This is a genomic window from Paenibacillus suaedae (assembly GCF_032337355.1).
GTDB classification, from domain to species: domain Bacteria; phylum Bacillota; class Bacilli; order Paenibacillales; family Paenibacillaceae; genus Paenibacillus_B; species Paenibacillus_B suaedae.
On sequence record NZ_JAVYAA010000011.1, the window covers coordinates 31,015 to 45,634 of the forward strand.

Sequence of the window (14,620 nt, forward strand, 5' to 3'; positions counted from 1 at the left end):
TATAGACTTATAATGACCGGTTTGCTATGATGTTGAATAGGGTCTCGATACTTTTCGGGACCCATTTTTTGTTAATTGTGAATCGGGAGATGAAGAGATGCAGGGCTATAATGTCATCATGGTTTACAATAAAGAACTCGACAAATTATTGATGTGCAAACGATTAAAAGAACCGTACAAAGGACTAAGTAATCTAGTCGGCGGTAAAATAGAGGCTGGCGAAGCAGGAATCGAAAGTGCTTATCGAGAGCTGGCGGAAGAAACGAGCATTTCCAAAGAGGATATCACGCTGCACCACCTGATGGACTTCACGTACCACTATCAAAAATGTTATGTGGAAGTCTATATGGGCAAGTTGAAGCATGACGTCGCGATTCATGGCGATGAGAATGAATTGTACTGGTCGGAGCTGACCCACGATTTCTTCGACATGACCTTGTATGCAGGAGAAGGCAATATCGGTCATATGATCGAGCAGGTGAATATGTACAAGGATACGATATTAGGTGATTGAAATGAAAAAGACGAAGGCAGGCGCTACATGGCGTGTTCCTTCGTCTTTTTCTATACTAGAATCCAAGCTTGTATTTGCTCCTATTCACAAAAGCTGTGCTGTGGCTTACATCTTGACATCGAACACATGGGATTGGAGAATCTCTAATGCCCGCTGTATGTCCTTCAAGTCTTCTTCTGAGGAATTCTTAATTCGCTCGAAGAAACGCTCGCTAATCCGTCCAAAAGCCTCATCCATCATAGCTTGTCCAGCTTCCGAAAGTTGGATCAGCTGCTTGCGTCGATCATCCGTGGACTCTAGCTTTTCACATAGGTTCTTTTCCGTTAATTTCTTCAGTTCCCGGCTCGTATTTGGCATAGACATGTGCATGCAATCGCTAATTTGGCTTAAGGTAACAGGTTGGCTGACCGCGATATATTCCAAAATACGATATTGAACGGGTGTAATATCCTCTGGCTTAATGTCCCTCGTTAATTCATGCGTCACTTCGTGCACGGAGGTTGTAAAGCTCACAAATTGATGAAACAGAGCTTTCTTGTCCACAAAAATCACCTCTTACCAGAACACGATAACAAATCAATTATCAATAAACAATTATCATTTGACAACTATATGGGTAGGTTGGTATCTTTTAGTTATCAAATGATAACTAAATGGCGGTGGGAAGATGAAGGTGTTAATCGTATATACGCATCCGAATCATAGTAGTTTGAGTTACGCCTTTTTACAACAAATCATACAAGGGTGTACAGAGAATAAGAACGTGGAAGAAATTCAGGTTCTTGATTTATATGAGGAGGACTTCGATCCAGTACTTGTGTTCCACAAGACGAAGCGGAGGAGAGATATGCACCTCGATCCGACCCTGGAGAAGTATCGTGAGCAGATACGCTGGGCGGATAAGTTGGTGTTTGTGTATCCGATCTGGTGGCTGCGTCCGCCTGCGATGCTGCTCGGCTACATTGATCAGTTATTTGCTTCTGACTTCGCCTATCGAGACAACGGAGGCTTGCTGCCTGAAGGGCTACTGAAAGGGAAATCGGTTGTTTGTATATCTACAATGAAGGGTCCTACCCTGTATCCATTTTTCTTTTATCGCAATGTGCATAAAGTGTTGATGAAAAGGGCCTTGTTTCAGTATGTAGGTATCAAAAAAGTGAAGTTCTTTGAATTCGGGAACATGGAAAGTCCGAAGGGCAAGCACGACAGAAAATTAATTAATATTTACAATTATTTCAAATTTATGTATCATTAAACACCTGAGCAGGGTTCATATTGTTGAGGATGACGAATAAATTATAAGTTTTGAATGTCTCCTTACAGACGGATCTAGTGTTGAAATTCACCGCTGTAAGCCATAAATGGGGAGGGTTCAATTCTTATGAGATCGTTTGAACTGCTGTTAGTCGTCATTCATGTTTTATTGCTTGGTTGGCTGCTATTTGCAAGGAGCAAGACAAAGCAGATGCTATTCATTAGTTTCTGCACGTCTGCCATATTCGTGCTGCTGCATGGACTCATGGAAGGGCTGCGTTGGCAGATGGTTCCGGTCTATGTGATAACGTTTCTGCCGATCTGTAACCTTGCAGCACGATATCTGTTCAGATCGAAGGAAGAGAAGGAAAAGAAGTCCATAGTTCAGCAAATTCTCGTGGCTATGCTGGCAGTGCTGTATTCCCTTATCACTGTGTTTCTGCCTCTCTTGTTCCCGGTGTTCACATTCGAGGATCCTACAGGTCCGTATAAGATTGGGACAGTAACGTATGATTGGAAGGATGAGCGGCGTGAAGAAACACTTACCCCAGCAAAGGGCGACAAGCGCGAACTGATGGTGCAAATTTGGTATCCAGCTAGTTCGAGTGCACAGGGGAAAACCGCACCTTATGTATCTAATCCGGATGTGTTTGTAAATGCGTACAGCCAAACTTTCGATATGCCTAAAATGTTTTTTACAAGCATGAAATTCGTCAAGACACATGCGATCGAAAATGCCGAGATATCCGGTAAAGAAGGTGCTTACCCAGTACTGCTGTTTTCTCATGGAATGGGTGGGCATAAGAGCCATAACACCTTCCAGATCGAACAATTGGTCAGTTATGGGTATATCGTTGTGGGTATTGATCACACGTATAATAGCATTGCATCGGTGTTCGATGATGGCCGCGTTGCGAATTTTATTCCCCAGGATCCGTCAGTTGAGCACTTGGATGAACTGAACAAGGTATGGGTGGAGGATGCCAAATTTGTACTCAATCAAGTGGGGAAGCTGGCGCAGGGCGATCCAGACCATCGCTTTACAGGAAGAATGGATTTGAAGAACGTCGGTATGTTCGGTCATTCCTACGGTGGAGCAACCAGTGTTCAAATGCTGATGTCAGACGCAAGAATTAAGGCAGCTATTAATTTGGACGGCGGCTTATTTGGTCAGCTCCGGATTCCGGAAGGCGGGGTGAAGAAGCCGTTGTTGATGATGAGTGCGGATAGAACGCTTGCCGGTGCAAACCAGTTAGCAGCTGCCCAAGGTACAACGAGAAAAGCTTTATACAAGTACTTCGGTGACATATTTGAACGATATAAGCATGTTGCAGAGGGAGGAAACTACTGGATGAAAATTAAAAACATGGATCACTTAGCCTTCTGCGACTTCTATCTGCTATCGCCTCTACTCGAGAAGGCTGAAGGGGTAAATTTACGCCCTGCACATCGCCTCATTAACAAATACTCGCTTGATTTCTTTAACCATTACTTAAAGGGGCAACCTTTCGAGAAGATGGAACAAAATCTTGGGGACAATCCGGAATTTTCACTGGAGAGAGGCTAAGACAGACCGAGCAGCACGTACAAAAACAAGATGATGAGGAGATAGTTCCCGTAATGGGTGCTCCCTTAGATAAGCGATGTTGTTCACATCCCACTGTAAGGCTGAGAAATCAAAGATATTACATTTCATTAATTTACCAAATTTGCAAGGGCGTGATATAATCCATGACTAAGAAAGGAATGAGAACGATGTAGTTGTCGAGAGGGATACGGTCGATCTGCGCTCAAGATCTCCGCCCTCGTATGAGGGAGTAAGTGAACACCACATATTGAGGGGGAGCGAATATGGTATTTCATATTTGGGAAGGAAAAAAAGTAAGATTGCGCGCCATAGTCTCAAGCGATTGGGAGAAATTCCACAACAATGACTATGATACGGAAACTGCACGATTATGCGATGAGGTTCATTTTCCAAGATCCGAAGAGGGTGCGCGGATATGGACGGAACAGCGGGCGGCTGCAGTGCCGGAAGGCGATCAGTTTCGGTTTGCCATTGAAACGCTTTCGGGTGAAATGGTGGGCGGAATGAACACGCATGGCGTGGATAAGCGGAATGGCACATTCAAGTACGGCGTATCGATCTTCCGAGAACATTGGCGTAAGGGCTATGCATCGGATGCGGTTCAGGTTTTGCTGCGTTACTATTTCGAAGAGCTGCGTTATCACAAGGTGATTGCGCATGTATATGCGTACAACGAGGCATCAATTGAGCTGCACGAGCGCCTAGGGTTCCAGCAGGAAGGAAGACTGAGAGATATGGTCTTTACGAAGGGGAAGTATCACGATGAACTCATTTTTGGCTTAGTGCGCAGTGAATACGAAGCGATGCAGGAATGAACTTAGTCACTGAATAGATGCGATTCGAGATAAATAGGAAAGCCATAGAATGTCCGCCTGTGGAAGGCAGCACTCTATGGCTTTTTGATGTTTTGTATTATGTGCAGCCGAAATAAACTGGGCTTTAGCCCGCTTTCAAATAGGCATAGTAAGATGGGTTGTTTTTGTAACAAAGGTATTGACAATATATAACTACAGTTGTAGTATGTTAATAACACTACAGCTGTAGTCTTAATGATAATCATATGGGAGGGGCCATACAAAGAACGTAACATTAAAAGTAGCCATTCAACAGCAATGCTGTTCATCGTGGAACTTTGCGGGGAAAAAATTTTTACACCTTTAACGATGGGCACCCAGCGGATGTTTAACCAAAAACTATTACTGGTAGGGTGGTGGTATATACGAACACGGCATCTCCATTTCTTCGGATTTTATCAAACTACAAGTCTAGCATGATTTTGCAACTACATACGTAGTCTGATCAAATTGACTTTGGAGGTTACATGCATGAAGCAAATACCATCGATTACGGATGCAGAGCTAGAAATTATGCGAGTATTATGGAATATTCCGGATTGCCCTTCCGGCGAAGTCGTAAAGCAGATGGCAGAGAAAATGGGCTGGAGCCCGAATACGACTCGGACATTCCTCAGTCGGCTGGTGCAGAAGGAAGCTGCTGGTACGAAGCTGGAAAAGGGTTCGAAGCGCAACCAGCTATTCTACCCCATCATTAGTGAGCAGGAATTTCTACGGTCTGAAACCAGATCCTTTATAAAGAAGTTATATGGCGGAGCATTAAAGCCCATGCTGGCCAATTTTTTAGACGATAAAAAGCTAAATGCGCAGGAAATTGAGGATCTGAAGGCTTTATTTGATGAAAGCTGTATAGACGGCGGGCCGGAAAAGAGAGATAGCTGATGGGTTCAACATTACATGCAAGCTTGTTATCGTTTTTTGGCTGGTTGCTTCGCGGATCATTTATGGCCGGTATCCTGGTTCTACTTATCCTGACCCTGCAAATTCTATTAAAAAACAAGCTAGAAGCGCGATGGAAATATTTGATTTGGCTACCTGTGGCGATTCGTTTGCTGCTTCCTTGGGCGCCGGAATCTTCACTTAGCCTGTACAACGTGTTCTCTCTGAAGGATGTAGCGCCTGGAATCCATCAGATGACCCAAGATCCCCAAGTTTGGAAGGAAGCGGGTAGAGCAGGTGGGGTGGCGGTTCATGGTGAGCGATATGTACAACCGGAAACAGGTGGAATTTCGGAAATACCTGCTCTATCCGGTGAATCGGAGACCGTGCAGGAGCGCGGATTCTGGTGGAACCAGATCAAGCAACTTGGATTTATCAATGGGCTGATGCTGGTATGGCTTGCGGGGGGATTATTTCTTGCTGCGAAAACGGTATACGACCAGCTTCGATTAAAGCGAGCTCTGCGTGCAGGCCGATTCATCGATACGCCCTTTTTATCGGCCGTGTTTCAAGAGACAAAGCAGCGATTGGCCATAAATCGTAACGTACGATTTGTTGCATCGGAACGGATTCCTGGACCTGCCGTAGTCGGTTTTCGTGAACCAGCGATCGTTATTGCGCCAAGTCTGCTCGTCACGTTACAGAAGGAGCAGCTTCAATATATTCTAGCGCATGAGTTCGCACATATTCAGCGGCGGGATGTGGCAGTAAATTGGGTGATACACGTCATCCTGATTCTCCACTGGTTTAATCCATTGATATGGCTTGCCGCACATAAAGCAAGACAGAACCAGGAGATGGCTTGCGATGCATGCGTCTTGGACCGGATGGATCCACAGCAAAGTAGGGCATACGGACAAACCATTATTCATGTGCTGGAGCATGTTTCAGGCAGCCATCATCAGCCGGGGCTTGCCGGCTTGTCAGCGACACATAAAGAAATGAAAAGGAGACTTATAATGATCAAACAATTCAACAAAAAATCTTATCGCCTGTCCATTCTGGGGATGGGAATGATTCTCGCGCTTGGTAGTGTGACGTTGGTTAACGCTAAGGAAAGTAACGCAGCGAGCGCACCCGTTGCTGCGGCTGTACAAGAGCAGCAGCAATCGGATAAGAAGAAGGTTCAGATCGACAAAACGATGACCGAAAAGCTGAATAAAGTGGTAAAGCAATTTGCAGGGAAAGATATCAAGTTGCAGGATGTTGGCGAGATGATAATTGATTCGAACAAAGTGAATGCAGAGGTTAAATCGGTAGACGGAAAATATAAAATCCAATATAGCACTAAAACAGGTGAAGTATGGTCGGTTTCTGGATTAGTCCCAATCAATAAAATCAGTGAAAAGGATCAGGAGAAGGCCATTCAAGAGCTAAAGAAGAGATATCCCCAAAAAACATATGCTTTTGGAAATGAAGTGAAAGCGATACGAGTGTATGATGATAAGAAGGCTGATTTTAATGGGGAAGTATGGTATACGTTTGTGGGCAAAGACTTTGAAGTCCTTCTAGTTAAATTCAAAGGATCGTCAGAACTAGAGTCTATGGGATACATGATTAAAGTTGAGGCGAAAGAAATTGAAGAGAAATTGCTAAAAACAGCAGCAGACGCGGTGAAGACGGCTTTAAATCAAGAGTTTAATTTTACAGAAGCTAAACTTATTCCTGGCGAATTTAGAAACAACATCAATCTATCTAAGTGGGAACTGGAAGGCAACGATGTTTTAGTTGAGATAGAAGCAGAGTCAGGCAAGGTACTTAATGTAAATCATAAAACGAGAGAAAAGATAAAGACAGACAAAAGGATTCCGGCAAAAGAAGCAAAAGAAGTGATTGCTCCGATGGCAAAAAAGTTGTTCAATATCGACATTACGGGATATGAAGTGAAGTGGGATAACTTATTTGGAGATTACTGCTTCTTCAAGTACGACAAGGACGACAAAGGTACCAAGGCAGAAGTAACGATAGTGAGGGCTGCATTGGATGCAGACAAAAACGTGGTATACCTGATGTCAGGAAGTAGAGCGTCAAGCGGAGGGTATTAAACGTTTGGGTGTAACTCACAGAAGCATTAAATATTGCTCTGGCCAGAAAGGTTCAATAAGCCTTCTATACACATATGAGAGGATTCATAGACTCGCTACTAAAAATCCATACCTCTTATATGAGGGATACGGCAACTAAATAATTTGTATATAGGCTGCAGATCGTTGATCTGCAGCCTTGTAGTTCGATTTACCCTACGATTGCTCTATAGAACAAGAAGGTACGAGATATTAGATAAATAAATTAATACCCGATTGATCAGCTTTGCCTAAATAGTAGCCTACGCCGCCGATGGTAACGCCGTCGATAAGCTCCTCATGGGCAATGCCCATGACGTCCATCGACATCTGGCAGGCAACGATTTCGACACCCTGCTGGATCGCAGACTCAATCAACTCTTCTAGTGAAGATACATTGTTATTGTTCATCACTGAGCGAATCATTTTTGGCCCGATGCCCATCATGTTCATCTTCGACAACCCCAGCTTCTTGCTTCCTCGTGGCATCATCGCTCCGAACATTTTGCCGATGAAGCTCTTGTTGACGGGAACCTTGTTCGGCTTGCGCAAAATATTCAGACCCCAGAAGGTGAAGAACAGAGTCACTTTCTTTCCCGAAGCAGCAGCTCCGTTCGCAATAATGAAGGAGGCGATTGCTTTATCGAGATCGCCGCTAAACACGACCATGGTACTGCGATCCGATGATACACTGCGATTGTCTGCCTGTTGCAAATCCTCCGCGGAGGTAGGCGGCAGCTTGCGTATATGGGCTTCAATCGTCCCATCCGTGTGTTTCTGCACATGCAGCAGCTCCTGCTTGCTCATGCCCGCCCAAGCTTGAATATCCTCATAGAAGCCGGGATCGGATGCATTTACTTTCAGCACTTGACCTTCCTGCAGCAAATCCATATGCTGCTTCACTTGCATGAGCGGCCCTGGGCAGCATAAACCACATGCGTCCAGGGTACGATCGAAGGAGTACTGTGTATCTTTCTGTTCATTGCTTTCTTTTACCGGATTCCCAGACGTGTCTTGGTCAGGCCTGGCAGGCGGCGTAACCTGTCCGGGGGTATATTGTGCATGCTGGTATGTCTTATATCCACCCGTTAAGTTTTTCACCTTGAAGCCATGCTGACTTAGAATGCGTGACGCCGTATAACCGCGCAAACCAACTTGGCAGTAGACCCAGATTTCTTTCTCCCGATCGAGCTCATTCAGACGGCTTCTTAGTTCATCTACAGGAATAGACAGGGAGTTAGGAATATGACCGTTCTGATGCTCCATATCCGTACGCACGTCAACAAGCATCGTAGCTTGTGGGTCGCGCTGTTCCAGATCGGCAGGCGTAAACGCGCTCACAGCTCCTGTCCATATATTCTCGGCAGTATACCCGGCCATGTTCACGGGATCTTTGGCGGAAGAATACGGTGGTGCATAGGACAATTCAAGCTCCGTAAGATCGGTGACGGTGCCGCCTAAGCGTATAACCGTAGCAATGACGTCCATCCGTTTGTCCACGCCGTCATAGCCGACAATCTGGCTGCCTAGTACGTTGCCTTCCTCATTAAAGATCAGCTTTATTGTCATTGGCTTGGCACCTGGATAGTACCCGGCATGGGAATTTGGATGCACATAGGTTACCTTGTACGGCAAACCTAATCGTTGCAATGTTTTTTCGTTATTCCCTGTTGCAGCACCCGTTAATCCGAACACCTTCAGGATAGATGTGCCTTGCGAGCCTTTATAGGCAGTGCCAAGTCCGCTCACATTGTCTGCTGCGATACGCCCTTGCTTATTGGCTGGCCCTGCGAGCGGGATCGCTGTCTTCGTCCCATTAACGAAATCGACAACCTCAACCGCGTCTCCTACGGCATAAACGTCTTCTACATTGGTCTGCAAAAAATCATTCACAATGATGTGACCTCGTGGCCCCAGTTCAATGCCGCTGTCTCGAATAAAGCCCGTATCAGGTGCTACCCCGATTGCGAGAATGACCATGTCGCTTGTGAGCACTTTGCCGCTGGCCAGCTGCGTTTCAATCCCGCTGTTCGTATCACGGAATGATTGAACACGGTCATTTACAATGAGAGATGTACCGTGCTGTTCCATCTCCTTAGATAGAATTCCGGCCATTTCTGCGTCAAATGGAGCGAGAATCGCCGGCCCAGCCTCCACTAACGTGACATCCAGCCCAATTTCTCGCAAATTCTCGGCCATCTCCACCCCGATGAATCCACCGCCGATGACGACAGCAGAGCGTGCGCCTTCTTCTGTGACGCGCGTCTTCACGCGATCCGTATCCGGAATGTTGCGAAGCGTATAAATTCGCTCGCACTCAATACCCGGAAGCGGCGGACGTACCGGCTTCGCACCAGGGGACAGAATTAGGGAATCATACGATTCTTCGTACTCCCCTTTCTCTTTGCTGCGTACCCGTACCTTTTTTGCTTGCGTATCAATGCCGATGACTTCGCTGTGCACGCGCACATCGATATTGAACCGGCGGTGCATTGCTTCTGGTGTTTGTACGAACAGCTTGTTGCGGTCTTGAATCGTATCTCCGATATAGTAAGGAAGCCCGCAGTTGGCGAATGATACATAAGCATCCCTCTCGAACATGACAATGTGGGCATCCTCATCCAGTCTGCGCAGACGTGCTGCGGCAGAAGCCCCTCCAGCTACTCCTCCAACGATCAATACCTTTTTGCTCATGATGTCTCCTCCCCGAAAAATGCTTCAACGAGCTGTTTTACCTTCTCGTTCTCTACCCGATAGTTCACTTCTAGGCCGTTGCGATGTGTGGTTACAATGCCCATGCTGCGCAGCTTCTGCAGGTGTTGGGATACCGTCGATTGCGGCAAGCCTAGGCAGTCCTGCATGAAGGATACATTGCAGCTTCCCTTATCCAGCAGCCCCTTCACGATACAGAGGCGAACAGGATGTGCCAGAGCTTTTAACAGCTCGGCAGTATCATTAAAACGTTCATAGTCGTTATTCATATCATGTCTCCTTTTATTTACAGAAAAATGAAAAGATGGAATGGTTCGTTTTGTGCATGAACTCATGCACTTAATAAATCGTTATATCGTTATATTACGATATTAATATATAAGGGAAATAAAATCAACACAAGAAGTTGAAACTAATAAATGGAAAGGGAGGTGCCGGATTCAGCGTTATATTGTGCAGAAGGTGACAGCCTTACCCGAACAGGTATGCTAGAATGGACATAAATACTAAAATAATGTGGTGATAACGATGCAATTAAACGATATTGAACATAACATACGAGTGATCCGTGAGCGTATCGAGCAGGCATGCAAGCGCAGTGGGCGCAATCCCGAGGAAGTGAAGCTGATGCTCGTTACGAAGACAGTTCCGGTTGAACGAATTCAGATGGCATTAGATGCAGGGGAGAACTTAATTGGGGAAAATAAAGTGCAGGAAGGGCTGCAGAAGCGGGAGCCGCTTACTTCGGCTAATCCATCGCTAGACTTTCACTTTATCGGCCATTTGCAAACAAACAAGGTCAAGGATGTTCTTAAATTCGCAACATGCGTTCAATCCGTCGATCGCATAAAGCTGGCAACGGCACTCCATGAGCGGCTGCAGAAGGAAGGTCGCACAATGGATGTCCTTATCCAAGTGAACACGTCGTATGAGGAAAGCAAATTCGGTGCTGCCCCAGAGGATGCACTCGCATTAATTCAAGAGGTGGCCAAGCTGGACACGCTCCGCATTAAAGGTCTCATGACAATCGGGCTGTTCACCGACGATCAAGATAAGGTGCGCAAATGCTTCAAGCTGCTGCAAAAAATCCGTCAGGAAGCGCAAGAGCTTGCATTGCCGAACGTTAGAATGGAAGTCATGTCGATGGGAATGTCCGGAGACTTCGAGACGGCAATCGAGGAAGGTTCAACGCTGGTGCGGGTGGGCTCTGCAATTTTCGGCAAACGTATTTATCCAGATAGTCATTATTGGAATGAAAACTCGAAATCCGAATAAATGGATGAAATAAGGATGGAAGGAGAGAGCAGTGGGGCTCTCTCCTTTTCTATTTTGAAGTTTCAACGGGTAATGTAACTTCGAGCTCGGGGATATATTTGATGAGTGGTTGGCCGTCTGCTCCAAGCTTGAATTGGGATTTATCATGCTCGTTGATAAGACTTATATAAGGTTTGATCGTAATAGACGTAGGAATAGGGTCGTACGGCTGATAAAGCAAATTGAACAGGATCGTTTTCCCGTTATCCTCATGTAGTCCTGAACCGTTTAGCAATTTGACTGTGCGCCCCTTATCATCGTAGATTTCGAATCCAAACGGCAGATCGTTGGCCGTAAGCGGATCGTCTTTCGATATTTCCAGCCTTGCAGCAAGACTCGTCGTAATCGGCGTCAATTCTACTTTATTGTACTTGATGGTGAATGGACTGCTAGATTTCGAAATGTTTGGCTTCATGACGACTGAATCATTTGTTTGCATGGAAACGGGAATCGTCATTTGATAGGGCTCCTGTATGTCTGACACGGTAAGCTTTACCGTTAAATCGGACTTGTCGGGCAAGGATATTCCTTCTTGATTTCGCATATCAGAGAACATAAGGATTGCCGAATTTTCATTTTCCCCTGGGACAGTAATGATGCCAACCGAGTGCTGGTTGTATGCATAGTCGGCAATACTTTTTCCATCAATAAGGAGTTGAATATCACTCAAAGATTCCATCAAGGTATTGCGGCTACTGCTCTCCTGCAACCCTGATAGGCTCGATCGTTCAATACCAACTGCCACTCGTACTCCGTCATAGGCTGCTACCGGAATCGAAAGTGTCAGACCATGATGGGTTAGGCTCTGCTCAGATGAGGTGACAAGTCCTTTTTCGTCGGCCGCCTGCAGACCTAAATCTCCCGCAAAACGAAAAAGACTGCTCACGCCCGGCACATGTCTCATTGACTCGGCTACCGTGGGAGACAGAAAGGAGCCCCCTATTAATAAGACGAATGCTGCGGCTGCTGCAGCAATCGATGTGACAATGGAACGAACTGCTGTACTACGACGTGTTGTACGTGAGGCATCAACAAATAGAGACCCAGTGTCCAATCGGCTCATAATTTGCCCCGTAAAATCAGGATTTGTCGGCGTCTGGCGAATCCATGCCTCTAATTGTTCACTATCTACACCGTTACGATGGCTTGATGACATGCTTATGAAGACCTCCTTCCTCTGTGAATGGATTGGCTTGATAGCGAAGCAGCTTTTTCCGCAAACGTTCATATTTTTTGCGAATTGTCGATGGCTTTAAATCCATAATCTCGCTAATTTCATCGAAGCTATATTCTTCCACGGCCCTTAACAACAAAATATGCCGCTCTTCTGCAGAAAGCTTGTCCAGCAATTGATAAATCAGATCTTCATACGGAAGTTCTTGATCACTGATTTGATCTCGTTTCAGCAGGAACAGTATTTTTCGGAGCCTGCTTCTACGGTTCAAAATATCCAAGCAATGATTGTAGGCGATCTTATATATCCAGGCTGAAAAAGATACCTGAGGCTCGAAAAGGTGTATACGTTGAAAGCCTTTAATAAATATGTCCTGAACAGCGTCTTCGGCTTCTTCCTTGCTTCCCAACAAATAGTAGCAATATAAATAAATTTGTTTCTGAAATCGATGGATGATAAAGGTGTACGCTTCTTTATCTCCGCACTTGACTTGAGCAATGGCATGTTCTAAAGTCCCAACAGTTTGATATTCTGAGCTGGATGGCATAGCCGTATGGATCCTCCTTTCATACAGCCCGGCTTAATAACACCTTTTTATTGTATAACTTCACTTTCGGGTGATAAGAGCACTTTTTTAGTACATTATTTTTCGGCTTTTTTGCTTTTTGCTTTTTGCAGTGCTTCTTGTCCCTTCACTTCCAACACGGCTATCGCTTCCTCGACGGTCTGCTTGTCATCGATAATTGCTTGCAGTTCCATTGACAAGACAGGTTGGAATAATTGATTGAACTCTTTTGATACGGCTGTACTGCCTAGAGATTCTTCGAAAGAAGGTGTTGTTTTGGGCGTAAGCAAATAGAAAGGTTCCGTGCTTTTGCCTTCAATATTTTGGAGCAAGCCAGGGCGTGCAGGCAATTTTCCGTTTGCCGTCCGCGATGAGGCCGCAGCCATGTCTGCACTATTTATGAACTTAAGAACTTCCCATGCCGACTGCTTATTTGGTGAGTCTGCGGCTACCGCATAAATTTCCGAGACATGTACATTTGCCGATTCATCCGGGGAGGAAGGGGCAACGGGCATGGTGACGATATCCCATTCGAACGATTTCGATGCTTTGTCGAAGATAGCGCGCGCTTTCAATTCTTTTGCGAGCCAAGGCCCATTGAGTGTCATTGCTGCCTGACCTCTATAAAAAGCTTCGACAATCTCCCCGCTATTTTGATTTGAAGCCTGCAGATAGATATATTTATCGCGTACGGCATCTGTTACGAGTTTAATTGCTTCTTTCCAACCGTCTGAGTTGATAAGCATCCTGTCTGTCTTTGCATCGAGCAACCGTAATCCAAAGGAAGACGCGATCTGCTGTAACATGTACTCCACATCGTAGTCCTGATATAAACCAACTACAGTCTTTTCACCAGTGCCCGTGCTGGCGAATCTTCTCGACAAATCAAACAATTGCTTCCAGGTCATCTTGTTCGTCGGCACATCGATCTGATACTGTTTGAACAAATCTCGGTTGAAATATAGGACATCCGTGTAAAAATGCGGAGCTAATCCATATAACTTGCCGTCTCCTTTATCTCTAATCATGTCGATAAGTCCGGGAGAAATTGAGTCGATATCGAACTTGTCTTTCGCAATCATACCTTCGACGTCGTACAGCCGTCCCTGCCGCGCATAATCTTCGAACAAATTCTCGTTTAGTAGCAGCACATCAGGTTTATGTACCTCAATTAATTTCTTTAATTCTGTATTGTAGTCCCAAGTGCCATTTTGTTCGCGATCTGCGAGGGCGTTATTCATGTTGATAACATCGAATTCGATTTTTGGGTACTTCATCTTGAAGAGATTCCCGTAATCGTTGTAGAACGACTGTTCATCATAGTACATGACCTTGATTTTTCCACTTTCTAATCTCTCATTTTGTTCTTGTTCCCCGTAGCAACCACCTAGCAAAGACATGATCATGATCAGTGCAATTCCAAGCCGCCACTTCTTTTTCATGCTATCTCTCCTTTTCTGCCTATACAACGGACAGACTTGCTGTTTTGTGACGGGGGTAGCAAAAATTATGGGGTGGAAATAATCCGAATGCTGCTAATTTCATTTCTGACATTTGTCATATGTAGTTGGTGACATCGTACACTAACTGGCTCAAGCGTGCCTGCCGTACAATACAAACATAAGCAGTACGGCAACGGACAA

Annotated in this window: 13 protein-coding genes; 7 read left to right on the forward strand and 6 right to left on the reverse strand. The window is 45.3% G+C overall.

All coding sequences use genetic code 11. From position 1 onward, the window contains the following. The first annotated feature begins 97 nt into the window (after positions 1 to 97). A complete protein-coding gene (locus RQP50_RS27925) occupies positions 98 to 514 on the forward strand; it encodes an NUDIX hydrolase (protein ID WP_315747400.1) in 417 nt (138 codons plus the stop codon). 105 nt (positions 515 to 619) lie between these two features. On the opposite strand, the gene RQP50_RS27930 is transcribed toward RQP50_RS27925, so the two are convergent. After that, positions 620 to 1,057 (reverse strand): MarR family winged helix-turn-helix transcriptional regulator, encoded by a 438-nt coding sequence (locus RQP50_RS27930; protein ID WP_065292511.1) that lies wholly within the window; start codon positions 1,055 to 1,057, stop codon positions 620 to 622. 124 nt (positions 1,058 to 1,181) lie between these two features. On the opposite strand from RQP50_RS27930, the gene RQP50_RS27935 reads away from it, so the two are divergent. The 5 genes from RQP50_RS27935 (at position 1,182) to RQP50_RS27955 (ending at position 7,194) form a co-directional block, all read left to right on the forward strand. After that, on the forward strand, positions 1,182 to 1,769 hold the full coding sequence (locus RQP50_RS27935) for an NAD(P)H-dependent oxidoreductase (protein ID WP_021253473.1): 588 nt from the start codon (positions 1,182 to 1,184) through the stop codon (positions 1,767 to 1,769). Positions 1,770 to 1,895: 126 nt separating this feature from the next. Beyond that, positions 1,896 to 3,335, forward strand: coding sequence for an alpha/beta hydrolase family protein (locus RQP50_RS27940; RefSeq protein WP_315747401.1), 1,440 nt, complete (start codon positions 1,896 to 1,898; stop codon positions 3,333 to 3,335). Between the two features lie 284 nt (positions 3,336 to 3,619). Then, positions 3,620 to 4,171, forward strand: coding sequence for a GNAT family N-acetyltransferase (locus RQP50_RS27945; RefSeq protein WP_315747402.1), 552 nt, complete (start codon positions 3,620 to 3,622; stop codon positions 4,169 to 4,171). Between the two features lie 510 nt (positions 4,172 to 4,681). Continuing rightward, positions 4,682 to 5,092: a BlaI/MecI/CopY family transcriptional regulator gene (locus tag RQP50_RS27950; RefSeq protein ID WP_315747403.1), complete on the forward strand. Its 411-nt coding sequence runs from the start codon at positions 4,682 to 4,684 to the stop codon at positions 5,090 to 5,092. Beyond that, a complete protein-coding gene (locus tag RQP50_RS27955) occupies positions 5,092 to 7,194 on the forward strand; it encodes a M56 family metallopeptidase (protein ID WP_315747404.1) in 2,103 nt (700 codons plus the stop codon). Before RQP50_RS27950 ends, RQP50_RS27955 begins: the two co-directional genes overlap by 1 nt. Positions 7,195 to 7,425: 231 nt before the next feature. Here RQP50_RS27955 and RQP50_RS27960 read toward each other — a convergent pair whose 3' ends face one another. Next, entirely contained in the window at positions 7,426 to 9,906 is a 2,481-nt protein-coding gene (locus tag RQP50_RS27960; protein ID WP_315747405.1) for a DsrE/DsrF/DrsH-like family protein, read from the reverse strand. Next, the gene (locus RQP50_RS27965) at positions 9,903 to 10,193 is read right to left on the reverse strand and encodes an ArsR/SmtB family transcription factor (RefSeq protein ID WP_021253467.1); all 291 of its coding nucleotides are present in this window, start codon (positions 10,191 to 10,193) and stop codon (positions 9,903 to 9,905) included. Before RQP50_RS27965 ends, RQP50_RS27960 begins: the two co-directional genes overlap by 4 nt. 259 nt (positions 10,194 to 10,452) lie before the next feature. Here RQP50_RS27965 and RQP50_RS27970 point away from each other — a divergent pair, with 259 nt between their 5' ends. Next, positions 10,453 to 11,199, forward strand: coding sequence for a YggS family pyridoxal phosphate-dependent enzyme (locus tag RQP50_RS27970; RefSeq protein WP_315747406.1), 747 nt, complete (start codon positions 10,453 to 10,455; stop codon positions 11,197 to 11,199). Between the two features lie 49 nt (positions 11,200 to 11,248). Here the strand turns inward: RQP50_RS27970 and RQP50_RS27975 are convergent, their stop codons facing one another. The 3 genes from RQP50_RS27975 to RQP50_RS27985 form a co-directional block, all read right to left on the reverse strand. Further along, positions 11,249 to 12,394 (reverse strand): DUF4179 domain-containing protein, encoded by a 1,146-nt coding sequence (locus tag RQP50_RS27975; RefSeq protein ID WP_315747407.1) that lies wholly within the window; start codon positions 12,392 to 12,394, stop codon positions 11,249 to 11,251. Next, entirely contained in the window at positions 12,375 to 12,959 is a 585-nt protein-coding gene (locus tag RQP50_RS27980; protein WP_315747408.1) for an RNA polymerase sigma factor, read from the reverse strand. Before RQP50_RS27980 ends, RQP50_RS27975 begins: the two co-directional genes overlap by 20 nt. A 95-nt stretch (positions 12,960 to 13,054) precedes the next feature. Beyond that, a complete protein-coding gene (locus tag RQP50_RS27985; RefSeq protein ID WP_315747409.1) occupies positions 13,055 to 14,419 on the reverse strand; it encodes an ABC transporter substrate-binding protein in 1,365 nt (454 codons plus the stop codon). Positions 14,420 to 14,620 lie beyond the last annotated feature (201 nt).